The sequence below is a fragment of the Tomitella gaofuii genome (assembly GCF_014126825.1).
Taxonomy (GTDB): Bacteria; Actinomycetota; Actinomycetes; order Mycobacteriales; family Mycobacteriaceae; genus Tomitella; species Tomitella gaofuii.
Map to the genome: position 1 here is coordinate 256,790 of NZ_CP059900.1, position 17,087 is coordinate 273,876.

Consider the following 17,087-nt stretch of genomic DNA (forward strand, 5'->3'; position numbering starts at 1 on the left):
GCGCCGCGGGGCGATGTCACGAACGGTCGGCCCGCCGCGGAGGGGCGTGTCGGCGATCGGCCGCTGGGCCGTGCGTGCGCGTTGACGACCGATGCGTGTTCCGGTGAGGCAGTCGGGAACGAGCGCTACGCGGGCCAGGCGGCAGACGCGTAGCGGGCTGCGTCCAACAGGCGGGCGCGGCCGGCGCCGTCGCGGGCCAGGGCGGCCATCCCGGCCAGTACGGTGTCGACGAATGCGGCCACGCCGTCGGCTTCGGTGACCGACGCGAGTTCCCCCTCGGCGGCGGCCCGGCGCAGACGTTCGCGGATCATCTCCCGTGTCTTGCCGCGTCGTTCGGCGAGGCGCGGTTCGCTCATGACGAGGCAGCCGGGGGGCTGGCCGGGGGCGGAGAAATGCTCGGCCGAGGTCCGCAGCAGGCGCTCGACCGCCTCGCGTGCCGTGGGGGCCGACAAGTCACTTTCCAGGCTCGCGTCCAGTTGCTCTGTGTAGAGTCCGCAGGCCTTGTCGAACAGCGCGACCTTGTCGCCGAAGGCCGCGTAGAGGCTGGGTGCGGCGATCTCCGCCTCTGCGCACAGCTGCGCGACGCTCACTCCGTCGAATCCGCGTTCCCAGAAGGCGCGCATCGCCATCCGGAGTACGGCGTCCTTGTCGAACGATCTGGGTCTGCCTGCCATGTCTCATAGTGTATCGCACACTAAAGAACGTGCTATCGTGATTATGTAACAACGACTAAACAATGCGGCGGCAGTGCTGAGGCATCCGCGCGGAGGAGTGCAGCAATGAGCTACGACGGCTACAAGTCCCTGGTGGTCCGCACGGAGGGTCGGATCGCCTGGGTGACCATCGACAACCCGCCGGTGAACACCGTCGACGCCACGCTGGCCGGCGATCTCCAGGCGTTCGCAGCCCGGATGGCGGACGACGAGGACATCGCCGTGATCGTCTTCCAGTCGGCCAACCCGGAGTTCTTCTCCGCCCACGCGGATTTCGAGTGGTCCTTCGATCCGGGCACCCTGGAGGCCCTGGCCGACCCTGACGCCGACGCGGACCTCAACCCGCTTCAGCAGCTCAACGAACGCCTGCGCACGTTGCCTCAGGTGACGATCGCGAAGCTGCGCGGCTACGCCCGCGCGGGAGGCGCCGAGCTGGCGATGTCCGCAGACATGCGATTCGCCGCCGCGGACCGGACCTGGATGTCCCAGCCGGAGTCCCTGATGGGCATCTTCCCCGGCGGGGGCGGCACGCAGTACCTCAACCGGCTGGTGGGCCGGGCCCGTGCACTGGAGATCGTCCTGGGCGCAGAATTGCTCGGCACCTCCGTCGCCGAGCGCTACGGGTGGATCAACCGCGCGGTGCCGGACGAGCACCTCGACGCGTTCGTCGATGCCCTCGCCCGCCGTATCGCCGGCCTTCCCCGGGGCGTGGCCGCCGCCGCGAAGGAGGCGCTGGACGCCGCCGAGGCGAGCGGACCCGTTCCGCGTCTTGCGGAAGAGGCCGCCGCCCACGCGAAGGTCTATCCCTCGCCGGACGACATCGTCCACCGACTTCGCGTGCTGATGGATCGCGGCGGGCAGACACGCGACGGCGAACTGGCATTGGAGCGTCTGCTCGAGTCCATCCCCTGGGCCCACCGCTCCTGAACGGTCGCCGGCCGCGTGCTCCGCAGGGGCGCGCGGCCGGTTCGCAGGGCGTCACGATCCCGGCGAGGTGCTATCGGACGAGAGCGTTCAGATAGAACTCGACGCACTCCACAGAGAGGTCGGCAGCGGAGTAGTCCTCGGACGGCGTGAACCATCGGCCGGTCAGCCAGATGCCGTCCTTGATCAGCTCGTATGCCGCGGCAGGGTTGATCGACGGCCGATAGGCGCCCTCGGCCACGCCGCGCTCGATGGAGGCCACCCACAGTGCGTGGTTGGCCGCCGCCAGTGCGCGGATCTCGTCGTAGCCGGCCAGGAGGCGGATGGCACCTTCCTCGTTGCGGCAGATCTGGGGCGAATACGGATCGCGCTGGACCAGGTCGAGCGATCTGCGGATGAGCTCGCCCAGTTCCTGTGCGGGAGGTAGAGAGAGCGTCACGACGTGCTGGAACTCCGTGTTCACCGCGCGAAGGTGGTGGACGATGATCTCCTGGAGCAGCGCGTCCTTCGACTCGACGTATTTGTAGAGGCTGCCCGGCTGGATGTCGATGCTCGTCGCGATCGTCCGCATCGACGTCGCCGCCAGGCCGTGCATCGCGAACAGTTCCGTCGCGGCCTGCAGCATCCGCTGCCGTTTCCGCGCGGCGTTCGTCGCTGTCTCCGTCGGCACGACCCCTCCATCGTCTTCCGTGCAGGCTGCACGATACACCGGTTCCGCCGGCGGGGCTTCCGCGTTCCGTCGCCACCGCGAACGCAGGGGCACCGCGTAGCGAGCGAACGCTCGGTTCCCGCAGGATGGGAGAAGTTGCAGCGGGGGTTCGCATGCCCGAGGCGTCATAACACCACATTGTCCGTCGTATTTCGCCAGAAGTGCGTCGGTCATCGCGGCCGGATGCGGACTTGACGTGTCAGGCGTCACCGCTCTAGCTTGCTAACAAGCAAATGCTTGGTTACGACCGAGGTCGTTGCTGGACCCGAACCTCGACGCCGGCCGGAACGGTCACGCGAGCCCGACTGATAGGTGGAGCAAGATGGAAGAACCCGGCCGGGCCTCCGGCAGCCCGGAGTCGTCGCGCGCGCAGCTGCGCAGAGTCGCGCTGTCGAGTCTGTTCGGCACCGTGCTCGAGTACTACGACTTCCTGCTCTACAGCACGATGGCGGCGCTGGTGTTCGGCGAGGTCTTCTTCCCGGGGGACAGCCGGGTGGTCTCGACGATCGCGGCGTTCGGCACCCTCGCGGTGGGGTACGTCGCCCGCCCGCTCGGCGGGATCATCTTCGGCCACTTCGGCGACCGGTTCGGCCGCAAGCACATCCTCATCGTCACGATGGCGCTCATGGGCGGCGCGAGCTTCCTCATCGGGCTGCTGCCCGGCTACGCGTCGATCGGCGTGGCCGCCCCCGTATTGCTGGTCGTACTCCGTGTCGCGCAGGGCCTGGCCGTCGGCGGCGAGTGGGGAGGCGCCGCACTGATGGTCGTCGAGCACGCGGACGCCGAGAACCGCGGAAAGTGGTCGGGCGTGATGAACCTGGGCTCGCCCATCGGGTTCCTGCTGTCGACGGTGGCGGTGGCGATCGTCAGCCTGCTGCCGGAGGAGAGCCTGCACTCGTGGGGCTGGCGGATCCCGTTCCTGGTGAGCGCCCTGCTCGTGGCCGTCGGCCTCTACATGCGCAGCAAGGTGGTCGAGAGCCCGGTGTTCCAGCAGGCGGCGGAGCGCGCGCAGGAGCAGAGCGCCGACCGCACCCCGCTGCGGGAGCTCCTCGCGAAGCCGAAGCCGGTGGTGCTCGCGTGCGCCGCGGGCATCGCGCCGTTCGCCCTCACCGCGCTCATGACGTCGCACATCATCGCGTATGCGACGGGCATCGGCTACGACGAGTCGACCGTGATGCAGGTGCTGGTGCTGCTGTCGGTGGTGTCGCTGGCCGCCATTCCGGCGGCGGCCACGCTGTCGGACCGCATCGGCCGGCGGTCCACGGTGCTCATCGGCGCCGTCGGGGCGGTCGGATTCGCCTTCCCGATGTACATGCTCATCAACACCGGCGACGTGTCGCTGATGATCGTGGGTCTGGTGATCGGGCAGGTGTTGCAGAACTTGATGTTCGCGCCGCTGGTGCCGTTGCTCTCGGAGATGTTCGGCACCACCGTCCGGTACACCGGAGCCTCTCTGGGCTACCAGGGCGCGAGCCTGATCGGCGCCGGGTTCACTCCGCTGATCGCCGCCAGCCTGCTCGCGGTCGCCGGCGAGTCGAGCTGGCCGCTGAGCCTGATCATCATCGTCACGGCCGCCGTCACGATCACCGCGCTCGCGATGATCACCGAGACGCGGGGCCGCGACCTCACCGCGGACGACGCCGCGCCGGCCCCGGCCCGTTCGGAAGGGTCCACCGCGTTGTGACGGTCCGGCGCCCGGTGCCGCTGCGGCACCGGGCGCCGGACCGTCGGACGGCTCTGCCGGCGCCTCACTGCGCCGCGGCGGCGATCCGTGCCTTGCCGGCCTCGGTGATGACGCGGTCGCCCTTCTCGGTGTCGAGCAGGCGCGGGTCGCCCTTGTAGAGCTCGGCCAACTTCTCGCGGCTGATGCCGAGCTCGCGTGCGGCCTGGTGCACGACAAGCTTGTGCATCCGGCCGCCAGGGGCTTCGGCGACGCGCCGCAGCAGCGCGTCCACCGGGTCCCCGGGTACGTCGCCGCCGGCGGGCTCGGCCGGCGTGATCTCGAGCAGCGCCTGCAGCTGCACGACGATCCCGGCGATGGCCGCCTTCATCTGCTCCACCTCGTCGCCCGCGGCGGCCGGCGCGCCGCCGGAGCCCTGCCACGTGCGCTTGGGGAAGCGGCGGATGTACTCCTGCTCCAGCTCGAGCATGCGGGCGGTGTGCGTGGCGAACTGCGCCGCCGTGCCGTGCAGGAACACCCAGTTGCGGGTGGCGTGCGCCTGCGTGCCCTGGTGCTCGAGCTCCTCGTCCGTCAACACCCGGGCCGGACGGCCCAGCGGGGCGGTCACAGCTCCGCCACCATCGGCGTGTCGACCCCGACCGGGCCGAGTTTGTGGGCTCCGCCGGGGGCGCCCAGCGGCTCGTCGCGGCCGGGCAGCACCGACTCGAAGAACTCGCGGTTGTTCGCGATGAACGCCTCCTCCTCGTCGGGGACGCGGCGGTCCTGGCTGATGGCCTCGACGGGGCAGACGGGCTCGCAGGCGCCGCAGTCGATGCATTCCTTGGGGTTGATGTAGAGCTTGCGGTCGCCCTCGTAGATGCAGTCGACCGGGCACTCCTCCGTGCAGGACTTGTCCATCACGTCCACACACGGGCTGGCGATGACGTAGGGCATGGTTCGCTCCTTTCGCGATGCGCACATGCCTGGCGCGGCAGCGGCGGGCCACGGGGCCGCGGATGCTGCTGATGAGTGGAAGGTTAAGCCGTCGCCGGCTGCGGCGCGGGCTGTTCGTCGGTCGAGTGCCCGGGGAAAAGCTGCGCGTCGGGGTCCAGGTGCACCGCGGCGTTGTTGACGGCCGTGGCGACCTCGCCGAACCCGACGGCGATGAGCCGCACCTTGCCCTCGTACTCGGTGATGTCGCCGCCGGCGAAGATGCCGGCGCGCGTCGTGCGCATGGCCGAGTCGACGACGATGTGCCGGTTGTCGCGCAGTTCGATGCCCCACTCGCGCAGTGGGCCGATGTTGGCGAGGAACCCCAGCGCGGCCACCACGTTCCCGCAGGGGACGACCTCTTCGTCGTCGGTGCCCTTGGACTTGACGTGGGCCTTGGCCAGCCGGTCGCCGCCCTCGAGGGACACCACCTCGGCGTCGGTGATCATCCGCACCGTCGACGCCTCCACCTGGGCGACGGTGGCGGCGTGGGCGCGGAACACCTTGCGGCGGTGCACCACCGTGACGGACCTGGCGTGCTCCTCGAGCATGAGCGCCCAGTCCAGCGCCGAGTCGCCGCCGCCGACGACCACCACGTCCGAGCCCGCATAGGGCAGCGGGTCGGGCACGAAGTATTCGAGGCCGCGGCCCAGATACTCCTCGCCGGCGGGGAGCTTGCGGGGCGTGAAGGTGCCGATGCCCGCGGTGAGCACGATCGCGCCGCAGTGCACCAGGTCCCCGGTGGAGGTGGTGACGGTGAACCGGCGCGCGCTGTCCCCGTCCGCGACGTCGTGTTCGACCAGCTCCTGCGCCTCCTGGCCCAGCAGGTAGACAGGGTCGGCCTGCGCCGCCTGGGTGGCGAGGGCGGTGACCAGGTCGCGCCCCTTGACCTGCGGGTATCCGGCGATGTCGAAGATCTGCTTCTCCGGGTACAGCGCGCTGACCTGCCCGCCCACCTCGGAGAGCGAGTCGATGACGCCGACTTTGAGGCCGCGCACGCCCGCGTAGTACACGCCGTACAGGCCCACGGGGCCTGCGCCGACGATGAGGATGTCGAGATCGTGTGCGGTCATCGGGCCTCTCCTGTCATTCCGGCGGGTTCCGGCTGGGGGGCGGTGAGCGCGCCGGCGAGCTGCTGCTTGACGCGGAACCGCTGGAGTTTGCCGGTGGCGGTCTTGGGGAGTTCGTCGACGAAGCGCACGGCGCGGGGCGCCTTGAAGTGGGCGAGTCCGTCGCGGCACCAGTCGATGATCTCGTGTTCGGTGATGTCGTCGTGCGGGGTCTTCAGCACCACTGCGGCGACGGGTTTGACCAGTCCCGCCTCGTCCTCGCTGCCCACGACGGCCGCCTCCAGGACGGCCGGGTGCGCGAGGATCCGGGCCTCCACCTCGCCGGGCGTGACCCAGATGCCGCCGGCCTTGAGCAGGTCGTTGGACCGGCCGAGGCAGGTGAAGACGCCCTCCTCGTCGCGCATGTAGGTGTCGCCGGTGCGCATCCAATCGCCCAGGAACACCGAGCGTTGCGCGTCGGTGCGCCGCCAGTAGCCGACGGCCAGGCTGGCGCCGCGGATGAACAGCTCGCCCGGTTCGCCCGGCGGGCAGACGTGCCCGTCGGCGTCGCGCACCTCCACGTCCCAGCCGGGGACGGGCCGGCCCGTGGTGCCGTGCCGGATGTCGTCAGGCACGTTGGAAAGGAAGATGTGCAGCGCCTCGGTGGATCCGATGCCGTCGAGGATTTCGAAGCCGAACCGCGCCAGCACCTTCTCCTGCAGGGCCTTGGGCAGCGGTTCGCCCGCCGAGACGCCCAGGCGCACCGACGCGAACGCGTCGTCCGGCACCCCGGAGTGGACCATCGCGTTGTAGAAGGTGGGAACGCCGAAGTACAGCGTGGGCCGCGCGGACAGGGCCCGCTCGGCGAAGACCTCGGGGTTGGGCCTCCGCGGCTCGAGGATCGTGGTGGCGCCGGCGGCCAGCGGGAAGAACACCGAGTTGCCGATGCCGTAGGCGAAGAAGATCTTCGCCACCGACAGGCACCGGTCCTCCGCGGTGATCCCCAGCGTCCGGCGCCCGTAGGTCTCGTAGACGTGGCGGATGTTGGCGTGCCGGTGCATCGCGGCCTTCGGCTTGCCGGTGGTGCCGGAGGTGTAGAGCCACAGCGCCCACGCGTCGTCGTCGGTGGGGGCCGGGTCCGGCATGGGGGCGGAGGGCGCGGAGGTGAGTCGGTCCCACCGGAGTACGTGCACCCGGTCCGGTACCTCGGCGGCGAAGTCGCCGGAGGTGATCAGGTGCTCCACCTCGGGCGATGCCGCGACCGCCGCGTTCACCGCGCCGGCGAACTCGGCGCTGCCCACGACGGCACGGGCGCCGGAGTCGGCGACGATCTCCGCCAGCTCGTGGCCCTCGTACATCGTGGAGATCGGCACCGCCACCAGGCCGGCGTGGAAGGCGGCCAGGAGGGTGACGACGAACTCCACGTCGTCGACCATGACGAGCAGCACGCGGTCGTCGGTGTGCAGACCCAGCCCGCGCAGGTTGGCGGCGGCGCGGGCCACGTCGTCGGACAGCTCGCCGTAGGTGCGCGTGCGCGTACCCTCCACGGCGGTCTTGGCCGCGAACCCGTCGCGGACCTGACGGTGCACCAGAAAATCTGCTGCGTTGAAAGGGGCCATCGGCTACACCCGCTTCATGTCGTAGTCGGCGCGCTGCCCGGTGCCGAAGCGGCGCAGTGCGCCCTCGGGTCCGGAAGCGTTGGGGCGGATGAAGATCCAGTTCTGCCAGGCGGTGAGACGGCCGAAGATCTTGGTCTCCAGGGTCTCGGGGCCGACGAACCGGTGGTTGGCCTCCATCCCGGTGAGGGCGTCGGGCGAGAGCGACGCCCGCTCTTCGAGGACGATGCGGAGCTCGTCCTCGAAGTCGATGTCGTCGAGGGCCATCGTGACCAGGCCGAGGCCGTCGGCGGCCGCGGCGTCCAGCGCGGTGTCCTTCTCCGCGGCGACGGCGTCCACCTGCTCGCCGTGGCCGTAGAACCGCGACTGCAGGCGGGTCAGCCCGTTGCCCATCGGGTACGGGCCGAAGTTCGAGTCGGTCAGCGTCACGCTCGCCGGCGTCGCGTCCGGGTCGATGTCCTCGTAGACGCCGTCGAGCATGTACTGGCGGTCCGAAGCCAGGGCGATCTCCGCGAGGAACCCGTCGAAGGCGCTGCCCGGCTCGATCACCGAGAACAGGCTGCGGCTCGTCACGTCGAGGCGCTTGAGCGTGCGTTTGAGGTACTGGTTGACCTCGTTGATGAACCAGTCCGCGGACAGTGCGCGCAGCTGCGCGTCGAAGGCGAGGGCCCGCTGGTGGTCGCCTCGCACGCGGAACACCCAGGTGCCGATCTCCTGCTCGTTGGTGCGCAGGCGCAGGATCGCGTCGTCCAGCTCGCGGGTCACGCGCAGCGGCCAGTACCCGGCGCCCTGTGCGAGCGCGCCGGCGGCGTCGGCGGGCGGCGCCTCGTCGGGGACGGTGATGACGATGTCGGCGCGGCGCCCGTCGCGGTCGAGGGCGACGGACACGCTGGAGTACTCGAGGGAGTCCGCGCCGACGGTCCGCTGCAGCGGGGTGAGGCGCACGCCCTGGGCGCCGCCGGGGCGCTGCGAGCCGGCGCCGGCGGCGAGGGCGCGTTCGCGGGCGTCGTCCATGAGCGCCGAGGCTTTGGCGAGCCCGTCGACGAGCCCCCAGTCCACCGCCGTCTGCCCGCGCACACCCTCCTGCCGGGTGGCGAAGATGTCGGCCCGGTCCTTGCGCACCTTGCGCTTGTCGACGACGCGGGTGAGGCCGCCGGTGCCGGGGAGCACGCCGAGCAGCGGCACCTCGGGCAGCGAGACGGCGGAGGTGCCGTCGTCGACGAGGAGGATCTGCTCGCACGCGGCGGCGAGCTCGTAGCCGCCGCCGGCGGACGTGCCGTTGACGGCCGCGATGTAGGTCTGACCGGAGTTCGCGGTGGCGTCCTCGATGCCGTTGCGGGTCTCGTTGGTGAACTTGCAGAAGTTCACCTTCCATGCGTGCGGCGAGGCGGCGAGCATCCGGATGTTGGCGCCGGCGCAGAACATGCGGTCCAGGCCGCCGGTGACGATCACCGATGTGACCTCGGGGTGTTCGAAGCGCAGGCGCTGCACCGCGTCGTACAGCTCGATGTCCACGCCCAGGTCGTAGGAGTTCATCTTGAGCTCGTAGCCGGGGACGATGCCGCCGTCGGGGTCCACCGCGAGGGTGAGCGTGGCGACGGGGCCGTCGAACTCGAGTCTCCAGTGGCGGTAGGCGGACGGTTCGGTGTCGAAGTCGACCACCGGGGCGTGGCCGCCGGCGGTGGCGGGGGCGTCGTTGTCGATGACGGTCATCGGGGGACCTCTCGTTGGTGGCGTGGCGGGCGCAGGGATGCGATGCACATCACTCTACACCGGACATAGGGAACGTCAAGAAAATGTAGAATAAGAACCGATGCGTTATCGTAGGACACGCGTCCTGCTCTGCCGGGTGACAGGGCGGTCGGGGTGCCCGGAAGTGCCTGGACCGCCGCGGTTCCGGCCACCGAAGTCCGGCGAAAGGAGCCGAGGTGTCCCTCACCGATACCGCGGGTGCGTCCCTCGCCGCGGCCCGTGCGGATCTCGGCGGGGCCAGCGCGCGCTCGCTGCTGCTCACCGTGCTGGGCGAGTTCGTCTACCCGCGCGGCACCGACGTGTGGACATCCACGCTGCTCGAATCCCTCGGCGCCCTCGGCGTGGAGGAGAAGTCGGCGCGCCAGGCCATCGCACGCGCCTCGGCGGAAGGGCTCCTGGAATCCACCCGGAACGGCCGCCGCACCCGTTGGAGTCTCACCTCGGCGGGCGCCGCGCTGCTGCGGGAGGGCACTGCGCGCATCTACACGTTCCTGGCCGACGAGCACGATTGGGACGGGTTCTGGCTTCTGCTGTCGGTGGCGGTGCCGGAGGCGCAGCGCAAGCTGCGGCACCGGCTGCGCACCCAGTTGACCTGGCTGGGCATGGGCTCGCCGGCACCCGGGCTGTGGGTGGTGCCGGACGCTGCCAAGCTCGACGAGATCGAGGGCGTGCTGGACGGACTGGGATTGCGCCGGACCGCGTTCGTGTGGACCGGGCGGTGGGCGGAGGTCGGCGAGCGCCAGGCGCTCATCGAGGCCGCCTGGAAGCTCGACGAGGTCGGTGGGAAGTACCGCGAGTTCGTCGACGTCTTCGTGCCGGAGGACGGGCTGGCCCCGGCGGACGCGTTCGCCGCGCAGGTGCGGCTGGTGCAGGCGTGGCGGCGCTTCCCGTTCCTCGACCCGGACCTGCCGGCGCGGCTGCTCCCCGACGACTGGCCGGGCCCCGCCGCCGCGCGCGCGTTCCGCGATTGCCACGCCGTCTGGCACGAGCCGGCGCAGTCGGCGTGGGAGGCCTGGGAGGCCGGCGCGGGATAGGCGCGTACCCGCGGCGGGGCGCGCTCACCGCAGGTGCGGCAGCACCCCGTCGCCGAACGTCGCGACGATCTCGTCGCGGCGCGTCCCGTCGCCGACGGGGGAGAACACGAGGGTCTCCGCGCCGGCGTCCCGGTACTCGCGGACCCGCGCGGCGACGTCGTCGGGCGTGCCGTGCAGCAGATAGCGGTCCGCGAGGTGTTCGAAATCCTGTTGGTAGATCCCGCTGACGGTGTCGACCACCTCGCGGCGGGAGCGCGCGCGGTCGGCGTCGTCGACCCCTCCCCAGCAGAACACCGCCCCGCGCACCGACGACGGGTCGCGGCCCGCGCGCTCGGCCTCCGCGCGCACCTGCGCCAGCGATACGGCCAACTGCTCGGGGCTGTACATGTAGGGGAACCACACGTCGGCGAAGCGGCCGGCCCTGCGCATCGCGATCGGCTTCCGCCCGCCCAGCCAGTCGGGCGGCCCGGGGCGCTGGACGGGCCGAGGCTGCAGCGCCTCGCCGCGGATGCGGGTGAACGCGCCGTCGAAGTCCACCGGTGCGCCGGTGAACAGCAGCTGCAGCACCTCGAGCGACTCGTCGGTGCGGCGGCCCCGGGTGCGCACGTCCACCCCCGCGGCCTCGAACTCGGCGGGGTACTCGCCGCCGACGCCAACACCCAGGTCGAGCCGGCCGTTGGACACCCGGTCGAGGGTCGCGGCCAGCTTGGCGGCGAGCGCCGGCGGATACAGCGGCAGGATCACCACGGAGGTGAGCAGCCGGATCCGGGAGGTGGCGCCGGCGGCCGCAGCGAGCGCGACGAACGCGTTGGGCGTGGCGCCGTGGAAGAACAGGTGCTCGCCCAAGGATACCCCGTCGAAGCCCGCGTCCTCCGCCGCTGCTGCGACGGAGGACGCGGACTCCTGGTCGGGGCCCAGGGTGACGTAGACGTCCATGGCGCCGGCCGTCAGGCCAGCCCCTCCTCGGCCAGGTGCACGTAGTCGAACTCCACCGGCTGGTCGTTAATGCCGGTCTGCGGCGGCGCGATCCAGCCGGCGAACTTTCCGGGCTCGTACTGGGGGACCATGAGCGCGGCCACCTTGGCGCGGGTCTCGTCCGACGGCAGCCACGTGCCGACGCCGGCGTTCCACTCCTCCTCGGAGATGACCTTGCCGTCGGGGCTGACGAAGTGGCCCGCGTAGTTGCCGACCTGACGGTTGAAACCCTCGTGCGGCAGGGTCAGCCGCTCGTCGAGGCCGGCGTCCTCGAGCGCCTGGTTCCAGCGGCGCACGCCGTTCTCGCAGTCGGCCGTGTACTCGTCGCGCAGGTCCAGGTTGAGCGCGGTCAGGTAGGGCACCTGCTTCTCGACGATCGCGCCGTCCTCGATCATGCGCACCGGGTAAGTGGCGTCGGTGAGCTCGTGGTCGTCCTTGCGGCGCGTCTCTTGCCAGCGGCCCTTGAGCCCGCCGGTGTAGTAGGCGGCGACGTTGGTGGACTGCTCGGAGCCGAACAGGTCCATCGACACCGAGTACTGGAAGTTGAGGTACTGCTGGATCACCTCGAGGGGGATGCCGCCGTACTGCCAGATGTCGTGGGTGCCGTGCTCCTTGATGAGCTCCGCCGTGCGCTCCACCGTGCGCTGCACGCCGGTGGTGCCCACGAACATGTGGTGCGCCTCCTCCTTGAGCATGAACTCGCAGGTGCGGGCCAGCGGGTCGAAGGCCGACTCCTTGAGCGTGCCCAGCTGGTACTTGCCGTCGCGGTCGGTGAAGTAGGTGAACATGAAGAACTGCAGCCAGTCGGTGGTCTCCTCGTTGAACGCGCCGAGGATGCGGGGCGAGTCGACGTCGCCGGAGTTGCGCTTGAGCAGCTGCTCGGCCTCCTCGCGGCCTTCGCGGCCGAAGTACGCCTGCAGCAGGTACACCATGGCCCACAGGTGTCGACCCTCCTCCACGTTGACCTGGAAGAGGTTGCGCAGGTCGTAGATGGACGGCGCCGTCATGCCCAGCACACGCTGCTGCTCGACGGAGGCGGGCTCGGTGTCGCCCTGCACCGTGATGAGGCGCATCAGCTCGGCGCGGTACTCACCGGGCACCTCCTGCCAGGCGGGCTCGCCCTTGTGCTGGCCGAAGTTGACCACGCGGTCCTCCTTGGCCTCGGCCAGGAAGATGCCCCAGCGGTACTCCTCCATGGGGACGAAGTCGAAGTGCGCCCAGCCGTCCCGGCCGACGGCCACCGCGGTGCGCAGGTAGACGTCTTCGGTGGGTAGCTGCGGGCCGAGGTTCTTCCACCAGTCGAGGAACTTGGGCTGCCAGCGCTCGAGCGCGCGCTGCAGGCGGCGGTCGCCGGCGAGGTCGACGTTGTTGGGGATGCGCTCGCTGTAGTCGATGGGGCTGAGCTTGCCGGTGGGTGCGGGGGCCGCGCCGATGCGGTCGTCCTTGACGGTCATGGTGAACTCCTTGCTGTGTGCGCTGTGGGGCCGTGTGCGCTGTCTGCCGGTTGTGCGGCGTCACTGCAGAGGCGGAGTGTGACGCCGGATACGCATAGTCTACAGAAGAATGACGTGACGTCTAGGAAAATGTAGAACGTTATGTGTTTGCGCTGGTGGCCGTGAGCGTGCCCCGGGCGTTGATGACGCCCTTGGGTGCGCCGGTGAAGCCGGAGGCGAAAGGGTGTCGCGGGGTGGCGTGGTGCCCTCGTGGGTCATGGTGGGCTCTCCCCGGATCGCGGTTCCCGTCACTCGCCTTTTGTTCTACGATTGTGTGACGACACGAGAACGACATGTAGCAGTATGGGCCGGTGGCACCGTGCCGGCCCGATCCGCCGCACACCGTGCTCGAAGGGAGCCCCCGATGACGGACACCAGCCCCGCCCCCGCCGCGATCCCGCCGATCGCCCTCGACACGGTCGACTGGATCATCGTGGGCTCCGGGGTGTACCTCGCGCCGCTGCACGAGATCGAGGAGGGTGCGGGCACGGCATTCCTGCGGTTCGACGAGGGCGCGGTGAGCCATCAGCACACGCATCCGGCGGGCGAGGAGATGTACGTGATCTCCGGCAAGCTCAAGGTGGGGGACGTGACCATCTCCGCCGGCGACTACCTGCGCACCCCGCCCGGGGTCGTGCATGAGGCGCGGGCGCTCACCGACGCGGTCACGCTCATCATCGTGCCGGAACCGCTCGAGTTCCTGTAGCGGCCGCTGCGCCCGACCTGCCCCGCCGAGTGGGGTGATTTTCGGTGCTCCATCCGAGCTCTGCCACCGAAGATCACCCCACTCGGGGTGCGCGTCAGCGCCCCACGAGGGCGCCGAGCAGTTGCGGTCCGCCCTGGACGGCGCTGCGCTGCAGGTAGTGGGGCAGGGCCCGCAGTCCGCCGAGTTCCTCGCCGCCGCCGGCGCGCCCCGGGCCGCCGTGCACGGCCTGGGCCAGGGCCGCGCCGTGCCCGGTGCTGTCGCCCGCGTTGTCCCGGTCCACCACGAGCATCCGGCCATGCCAGGGTGCCGTGGCCGCGACGAGCCCGGCTGCGAAACCCTCGTCCCCGGTGACGACAGATGCGACGAGGCTGCCGCGGCCGCGGGCGATCAGCTCCGCCGCCTGCTCGAGGCCGTCGTAGGGCATGAGCGTCGCGACGGGGCCGAAGGCCTCCACGCTGTGGAGCTCCTCGCGGTCCGGGTCGTCGGCCCGCAGCAGCACCGGCGACATGAACGCTCCCGCGTCGAAATCGGCATCGGCGGAGAAGTTCGCGGGGCGACCGTGCGCGTCGCCGAAGACGACCTTCGCCGCCGCCGCGAGCGTGTCGACGGACCGGCGCACATCGTCGCGCTGCGCCTGGCTGGCCAGCGCGCCCATGCGGGTGTCCTCGGCGCCGGGGTTGCCCACCTGCACCTTCGCGAGTCGCGCGGTGAGCGCGTCCTGCACGGCGTCGAGACGCTCCGCGGGGACGAACACGCGCCGGATCGCGGTGCACTTCTGGCCGGCCTTCTGCGTCATCTCGGTGGCGACCATCCTGACGAACACGTCGAACTCGGGGTCGCCGGGGGACACGTCGGGGCCGAGCACCGAGGAGTTGAGCGAATCGGCCTCCGCGGTGTAGCGCACGGCGTTGGCGACGACGGCGTCGTGCCGGCGCAGGGCGGCCGCGGTGTCCCGGGATCCGGTGACGGCCAAGGAGTCCTGCGGTCCCAGCTGGTCGATCAGGCCGTCGGGACGGGCGCACACCAGCTGCACCGCCCCCTCGGGGAGGATGCGGGACGCGACGATCTCGCGGAACACCATAGCGGTGAGGTAGGCCGTCTGGCTGGCCGGTTTGACGATGCTCGGGACGCCCGCCAGGAGGGCGGGCGCCAACTTTTCGAGCATCCCCCACACAGGGAAGTTGAATGCGTTGATCTGTACGGCGACACCCGGACGTGGGGTGAGGATGTGCTGCACACCGAAGGCGCCGCTCTTGCTCAGCGGCTCGAAGTCGCCGTCGGACAGCACGTTCGAGTCAGGAAGCTGCTTGACGCCCTTGCTGCCGTAGACGAACAGCGCGTTGACGCCGCCGTCGATGTCCACCACCGCATCGCGCCGGGTGGCGCCGGTGGACAGGGACAGCTCGGTGAACTCGGGGATGCGCGCGCTCAGGTGTTTGCCCAGCGCCTTGAGCATCTCGGCTCGGCGATGGAAGGTCAGGGCGCGCAGCGCGGGGCCGCCCACCTCGCGGGCGTGGTCGACGACGGGCCCGTAGTTGAGCGGGCGCGCGGAGATCCTGGCGATCGGCGCGCCGGTGGCCGCGTCGTGCAGCACGGTGCCCTCGTCGGCGGGCGCGAGCCAGGACCCGCGAACGTAGCTTTCCAGCGTCGTGATCATCGCTGCTCCTCAGTGTCTCGTGGTGTGGTCCGGTCGTGCAGGCGCCGTCCGCGCGGATGCTCCAGCGCCTCAGCGCTTCTTGCGTTCGAGGAAGTCGGTCATGCGCCGGTGCTTCTCGCCGTCCTCGAACAGCAGCGCCTGGATGGCGAGGTCGATCTGCGGATGCGCGGCCTCGTCGGCGTCGACGGCGAGCTTGGTCATGCGCAGGGCGAGGGTCGAGCTGCGCGCCATCGTCTGCGCGAGGGCGCGCGCCGCGTCCTGCAGCCCGGCCGGGTCGACGACGGAGTGCACCAGGCCCAGCGCCAGCGCGCGGTCGGCGTCGATCCACTCCCCGGCCAGCAGGATCTGCTTGGCCACGCTCTCGCCCAGCAGCCGGACCAGGCGGAAGGTGGCCCCGGCGCCGGCGATGATGCCCAGGGCCGGCTCCGGCTGGCCGAACTTCGTGCGCGGCGTGGCGATGCGCAGGTCGCAGGCGTAGGACAGCTCGGCGCCGCCGCCGAGCGCGTAGCCGTCCACCGCGGCGAGGGTGGGCATCGGCAGCGCGCGGATCCGATTGAACAGATGCAGGTTGATGCCGGCGAGGGCGTCGTCGCGGCCGCGGTCGCGCAGCTGGCCGATGTCGGCGCCGCCGGCGAACACCCCGTCGGACCCGCCGGTGAGGATCATGATCCGCGGCCGCTGCTCCAGTTCCGCGCACAGCGCGTGCAGGTCGGAGATCATCGCGGCGTCGATGGCGTTCCTGGTGTCGGGCCGGTCGAGGGTCACCTCGACGTGGTCGCCGTGTTCCTCGATGCGCAGAGTGGAGTGTTCGGGGCCTGCGCTCGTGGCGTCGTCCTGCATCGCGTCGGGCATCGTGCGGTTCACCGCCTGCGGATCTACAGCCCCACACGCGGGTACACGCGTGCGAGGTTGCCGGAAAGGATGTTGTCGAGGGTCTTGTCCTCCAGCCCGAGCCCGGCGAGCGCGCGCACGTTGTTGCGCGTGCCCGGCACTCCCGGCCAGTCGGTGCCGAAGATCATCTTCTGCGCGACGCGCTCGAAGGTGTAGCCGCTGTAGTACTCGGGCAGCTTCTTCGGCGGGAGCCCGGCCAGCTCCAGCCACACGTTGGGCTTGCTCTGCGCGAGGAACGCGGCCGTCTGATACCACCAGCCGCGGCCGCCGTGCGCGAAGACGAAGTCGAGCTCGGGGAAGCAGTCGATGGCGTCGAGATACAGCTCCGGGTTGCCGAAGCGGGTCTTGGAGCCGGGGAAGCTCGACGTGCCCGAGTGGTAGATGACGGGGATGTTCCGCTCGACGCAGCGGGCATAGACGGGGAAGAGCTCCTTGTCGCCGGGATCGAAGCAGCCGTGCACCGGGTGCAGCTTGAGGGCCACCGCGCCCAGGTCAAGCTGCCGCTCCAGCTCGTCTACGAGTGGGAAGTGCAAGTGCGGGTTGAGGTTCGCCACCGGATGGAAACGCCGCGGATTGTGCCGGACCAGCGGGAGCAGGTCGTCGAACGGCTGGATCCCGGTGGCGCGGGGGCTGTACTCGGAGAACAGCAGCGCGTGGTCGACGCCCTGCTCCTCGAAGAGCGCGTCGAGCAGTGCGGGGACGGGGGCGCCGGAATCGTCGAAGACGTCGCGCCACGGCTGCTCGCCGGAGAACGTGTCCGCCCAGTCCAGCCACGCCGGCCGCAGCGTGCCCAGGTGCGGTGCGTGCACGTGCGCGTCCACGACCACTCGTCCGTCGATCATCGGCTCCGCCCTCTCCTCGGATGTGCGGGCGCGACCGCCCGGCACCTAATACTCTACAATCGTACAACGTGTGATC

Annotated in this window: 16 protein-coding genes; 4 read left to right on the plus strand and 12 right to left on the minus strand. The window is 70.6% G+C overall.

The window, feature by feature from the left end; all coding sequences use genetic code 11:
* Positions 1-125: 125 nt before the first annotated feature.
* Positions 126-674 (minus strand): TetR/AcrR family transcriptional regulator, encoded by a 549-nt coding sequence (locus H4F70_RS01270; RefSeq protein WP_182358723.1) that lies wholly within the window; start codon positions 672-674, stop codon positions 126-128.
* Positions 675-779: 105 nt separating this feature from the next.
* Here H4F70_RS01270 and H4F70_RS01275 point away from each other — a divergent pair, with 105 nt between their 5' ends.
* Positions 780-1,640, plus strand: coding sequence for an enoyl-CoA hydratase/isomerase family protein (locus H4F70_RS01275; protein ID WP_182358724.1), 861 nt, complete (start codon positions 780-782; stop codon positions 1,638-1,640).
* A gap of 70 nt (positions 1,641-1,710) precedes the next feature.
* Here the strand turns inward: H4F70_RS01275 and H4F70_RS01280 are convergent, their stop codons facing one another.
* The gene (locus H4F70_RS01280; protein ID WP_182358725.1) at positions 1,711-2,307 is read right to left on the minus strand and encodes a TetR/AcrR family transcriptional regulator; all 597 of its coding nucleotides are present in this window, start codon (positions 2,305-2,307) and stop codon (positions 1,711-1,713) included.
* Between the two features lie 361 nt (positions 2,308-2,668).
* Between H4F70_RS01280 and H4F70_RS01285 the strand changes: the two genes are divergently transcribed.
* Entirely contained in the window at positions 2,669-4,030 is a 1,362-nt protein-coding gene (locus tag H4F70_RS01285; RefSeq protein WP_182358726.1) for an MFS transporter, read from the plus strand.
* Between the two features lie 64 nt (positions 4,031-4,094).
* On the opposite strand, the gene H4F70_RS01290 is transcribed toward H4F70_RS01285, so the two are convergent.
* From H4F70_RS01290 to boxC, 5 genes are all read right to left on the minus strand, one after another.
* Positions 4,095-4,634: a DUF6158 family protein gene (locus H4F70_RS01290; RefSeq protein ID WP_182358727.1), complete on the minus strand. Its 540-nt coding sequence runs from the start codon at positions 4,632-4,634 to the stop codon at positions 4,095-4,097.
* The gene (fdxA, locus tag H4F70_RS01295) at positions 4,631-4,960 is read right to left on the minus strand and encodes a ferredoxin (protein WP_182347032.1); all 330 of its coding nucleotides are present in this window, start codon (positions 4,958-4,960) and stop codon (positions 4,631-4,633) included. The genes H4F70_RS01290 and fdxA overlap by 4 nt, the downstream gene beginning before the upstream one ends.
* Before the next feature lie 83 nt (positions 4,961-5,043).
* The gene (locus tag H4F70_RS01300) at positions 5,044-6,069 is read right to left on the minus strand and encodes an NAD(P)/FAD-dependent oxidoreductase (RefSeq protein ID WP_182358728.1); all 1,026 of its coding nucleotides are present in this window, start codon (positions 6,067-6,069) and stop codon (positions 5,044-5,046) included.
* Positions 6,066-7,664: a benzoate-CoA ligase family protein gene (locus H4F70_RS01305; RefSeq protein WP_182358729.1), complete on the minus strand. Its 1,599-nt coding sequence runs from the start codon at positions 7,662-7,664 to the stop codon at positions 6,066-6,068. The genes H4F70_RS01300 and H4F70_RS01305 overlap by 4 nt, the downstream gene beginning before the upstream one ends.
* Positions 7,665-7,667: 3 nt before the next feature.
* Positions 7,668-9,374 (minus strand): 2,3-epoxybenzoyl-CoA dihydrolase, encoded by a 1,707-nt coding sequence (gene boxC / locus H4F70_RS01310; RefSeq protein WP_182358730.1) that lies wholly within the window; start codon positions 9,372-9,374, stop codon positions 7,668-7,670.
* A gap of 215 nt (positions 9,375-9,589) precedes the next feature.
* On the opposite strand from boxC, the gene H4F70_RS01315 reads away from it, so the two are divergent.
* On the plus strand, positions 9,590-10,447 hold the full coding sequence (locus tag H4F70_RS01315; protein ID WP_182358731.1) for a PaaX family transcriptional regulator: 858 nt from the start codon (positions 9,590-9,592) through the stop codon (positions 10,445-10,447).
* A 24-nt stretch (positions 10,448-10,471) separates the two neighbouring features.
* Here H4F70_RS01315 and H4F70_RS01320 read toward each other — a convergent pair whose 3' ends face one another.
* Positions 10,472-11,383, minus strand: coding sequence for an LLM class flavin-dependent oxidoreductase (locus H4F70_RS01320; RefSeq protein WP_182358732.1), 912 nt, complete (start codon positions 11,381-11,383; stop codon positions 10,472-10,474).
* A gap of 11 nt (positions 11,384-11,394) precedes the next feature.
* Complete coding sequence (gene boxB, locus H4F70_RS01325; protein ID WP_182358733.1) at positions 11,395-12,876, minus strand: benzoyl-CoA 2,3-epoxidase subunit BoxB; 1,482 nt, start codon at positions 12,874-12,876, stop codon at positions 11,395-11,397.
* A gap of 403 nt (positions 12,877-13,279) precedes the next feature.
* On the opposite strand from boxB, the gene H4F70_RS01330 reads away from it, so the two are divergent.
* Positions 13,280-13,621 (plus strand): cupin domain-containing protein, encoded by a 342-nt coding sequence (locus tag H4F70_RS01330; RefSeq protein WP_182347040.1) that lies wholly within the window; start codon positions 13,280-13,282, stop codon positions 13,619-13,621.
* A 94-nt stretch (positions 13,622-13,715) separates the two neighbouring features.
* Here the strand turns inward: H4F70_RS01330 and paaZ are convergent, their stop codons facing one another.
* The 3 genes from paaZ to H4F70_RS01345 form a co-directional block, all read right to left on the minus strand.
* Positions 13,716-15,278, minus strand: a complete 1,563-nt coding sequence (gene paaZ / locus H4F70_RS01335) for a phenylacetic acid degradation bifunctional protein PaaZ (RefSeq protein WP_182358734.1) — start codon at positions 15,276-15,278, stop codon at positions 13,716-13,718.
* 69 nt (positions 15,279-15,347) lie between these two features.
* Entirely contained in the window at positions 15,348-16,118 is a 771-nt protein-coding gene (locus tag H4F70_RS01340; RefSeq protein WP_182360081.1) for an enoyl-CoA hydratase/isomerase family protein, read from the minus strand.
* Between the two features lie 35 nt (positions 16,119-16,153).
* Positions 16,154-17,011 (minus strand): amidohydrolase family protein, encoded by an 858-nt coding sequence (locus H4F70_RS01345; protein ID WP_182358735.1) that lies wholly within the window; start codon positions 17,009-17,011, stop codon positions 16,154-16,156.
* Positions 17,012-17,087 lie beyond the last annotated feature (76 nt).

Coding starts and splice junctions, on each gene's coding strand:
- H4F70_RS01340 (WP_182360081.1), bottom strand. CDS start 16,118: ATGCAGGACGACGCCACGAGCGCAGGCCCCGAACACTCCACTCTGCGC.
- H4F70_RS01270 (WP_182358723.1), bottom strand. CDS start 674: ATGGCAGGCAGACCCAGATCGTTCGACAAGGACGCCGTACTCCGGATG.
- boxC (WP_182358730.1), bottom strand. CDS start 9,374: ATGACCGTCATCGACAACGACGCCCCCGCCACCGCCGGCGGCCACGCC.
- paaZ (WP_182358734.1), bottom strand. CDS start 15,278: ATGATCACGACGCTGGAAAGCTACGTTCGCGGGTCCTGGCTCGCGCCC.
- H4F70_RS01300 (WP_182358728.1), bottom strand. CDS start 6,069: ATGACCGCACACGATCTCGACATCCTCATCGTCGGCGCAGGCCCCGTG.
- H4F70_RS01345 (WP_182358735.1), bottom strand. CDS start 17,011: ATGATCGACGGACGAGTGGTCGTGGACGCGCACGTGCACGCACCGCAC.
- H4F70_RS01330 (WP_182347040.1), top strand. CDS start 13,280: ATGACGGACACCAGCCCCGCCCCCGCCGCGATCCCGCCGATCGCCCTC.
- H4F70_RS01285 (WP_182358726.1), top strand. CDS start 2,669: ATGGAAGAACCCGGCCGGGCCTCCGGCAGCCCGGAGTCGTCGCGCGCG.
- H4F70_RS01275 (WP_182358724.1), top strand. CDS start 780: ATGAGCTACGACGGCTACAAGTCCCTGGTGGTCCGCACGGAGGGTCGG.
- boxB (WP_182358733.1), bottom strand. CDS start 12,876: ATGACCGTCAAGGACGACCGCATCGGCGCGGCCCCCGCACCCACCGGC.
- fdxA (WP_182347032.1), bottom strand. CDS start 4,960: ATGCCCTACGTCATCGCCAGCCCGTGTGTGGACGTGATGGACAAGTCC.
- H4F70_RS01305 (WP_182358729.1), bottom strand. CDS start 7,664: ATGGCCCCTTTCAACGCAGCAGATTTTCTGGTGCACCGTCAGGTCCGC.
- H4F70_RS01320 (WP_182358732.1), bottom strand. CDS start 11,383: ATGGACGTCTACGTCACCCTGGGCCCCGACCAGGAGTCCGCGTCCTCC.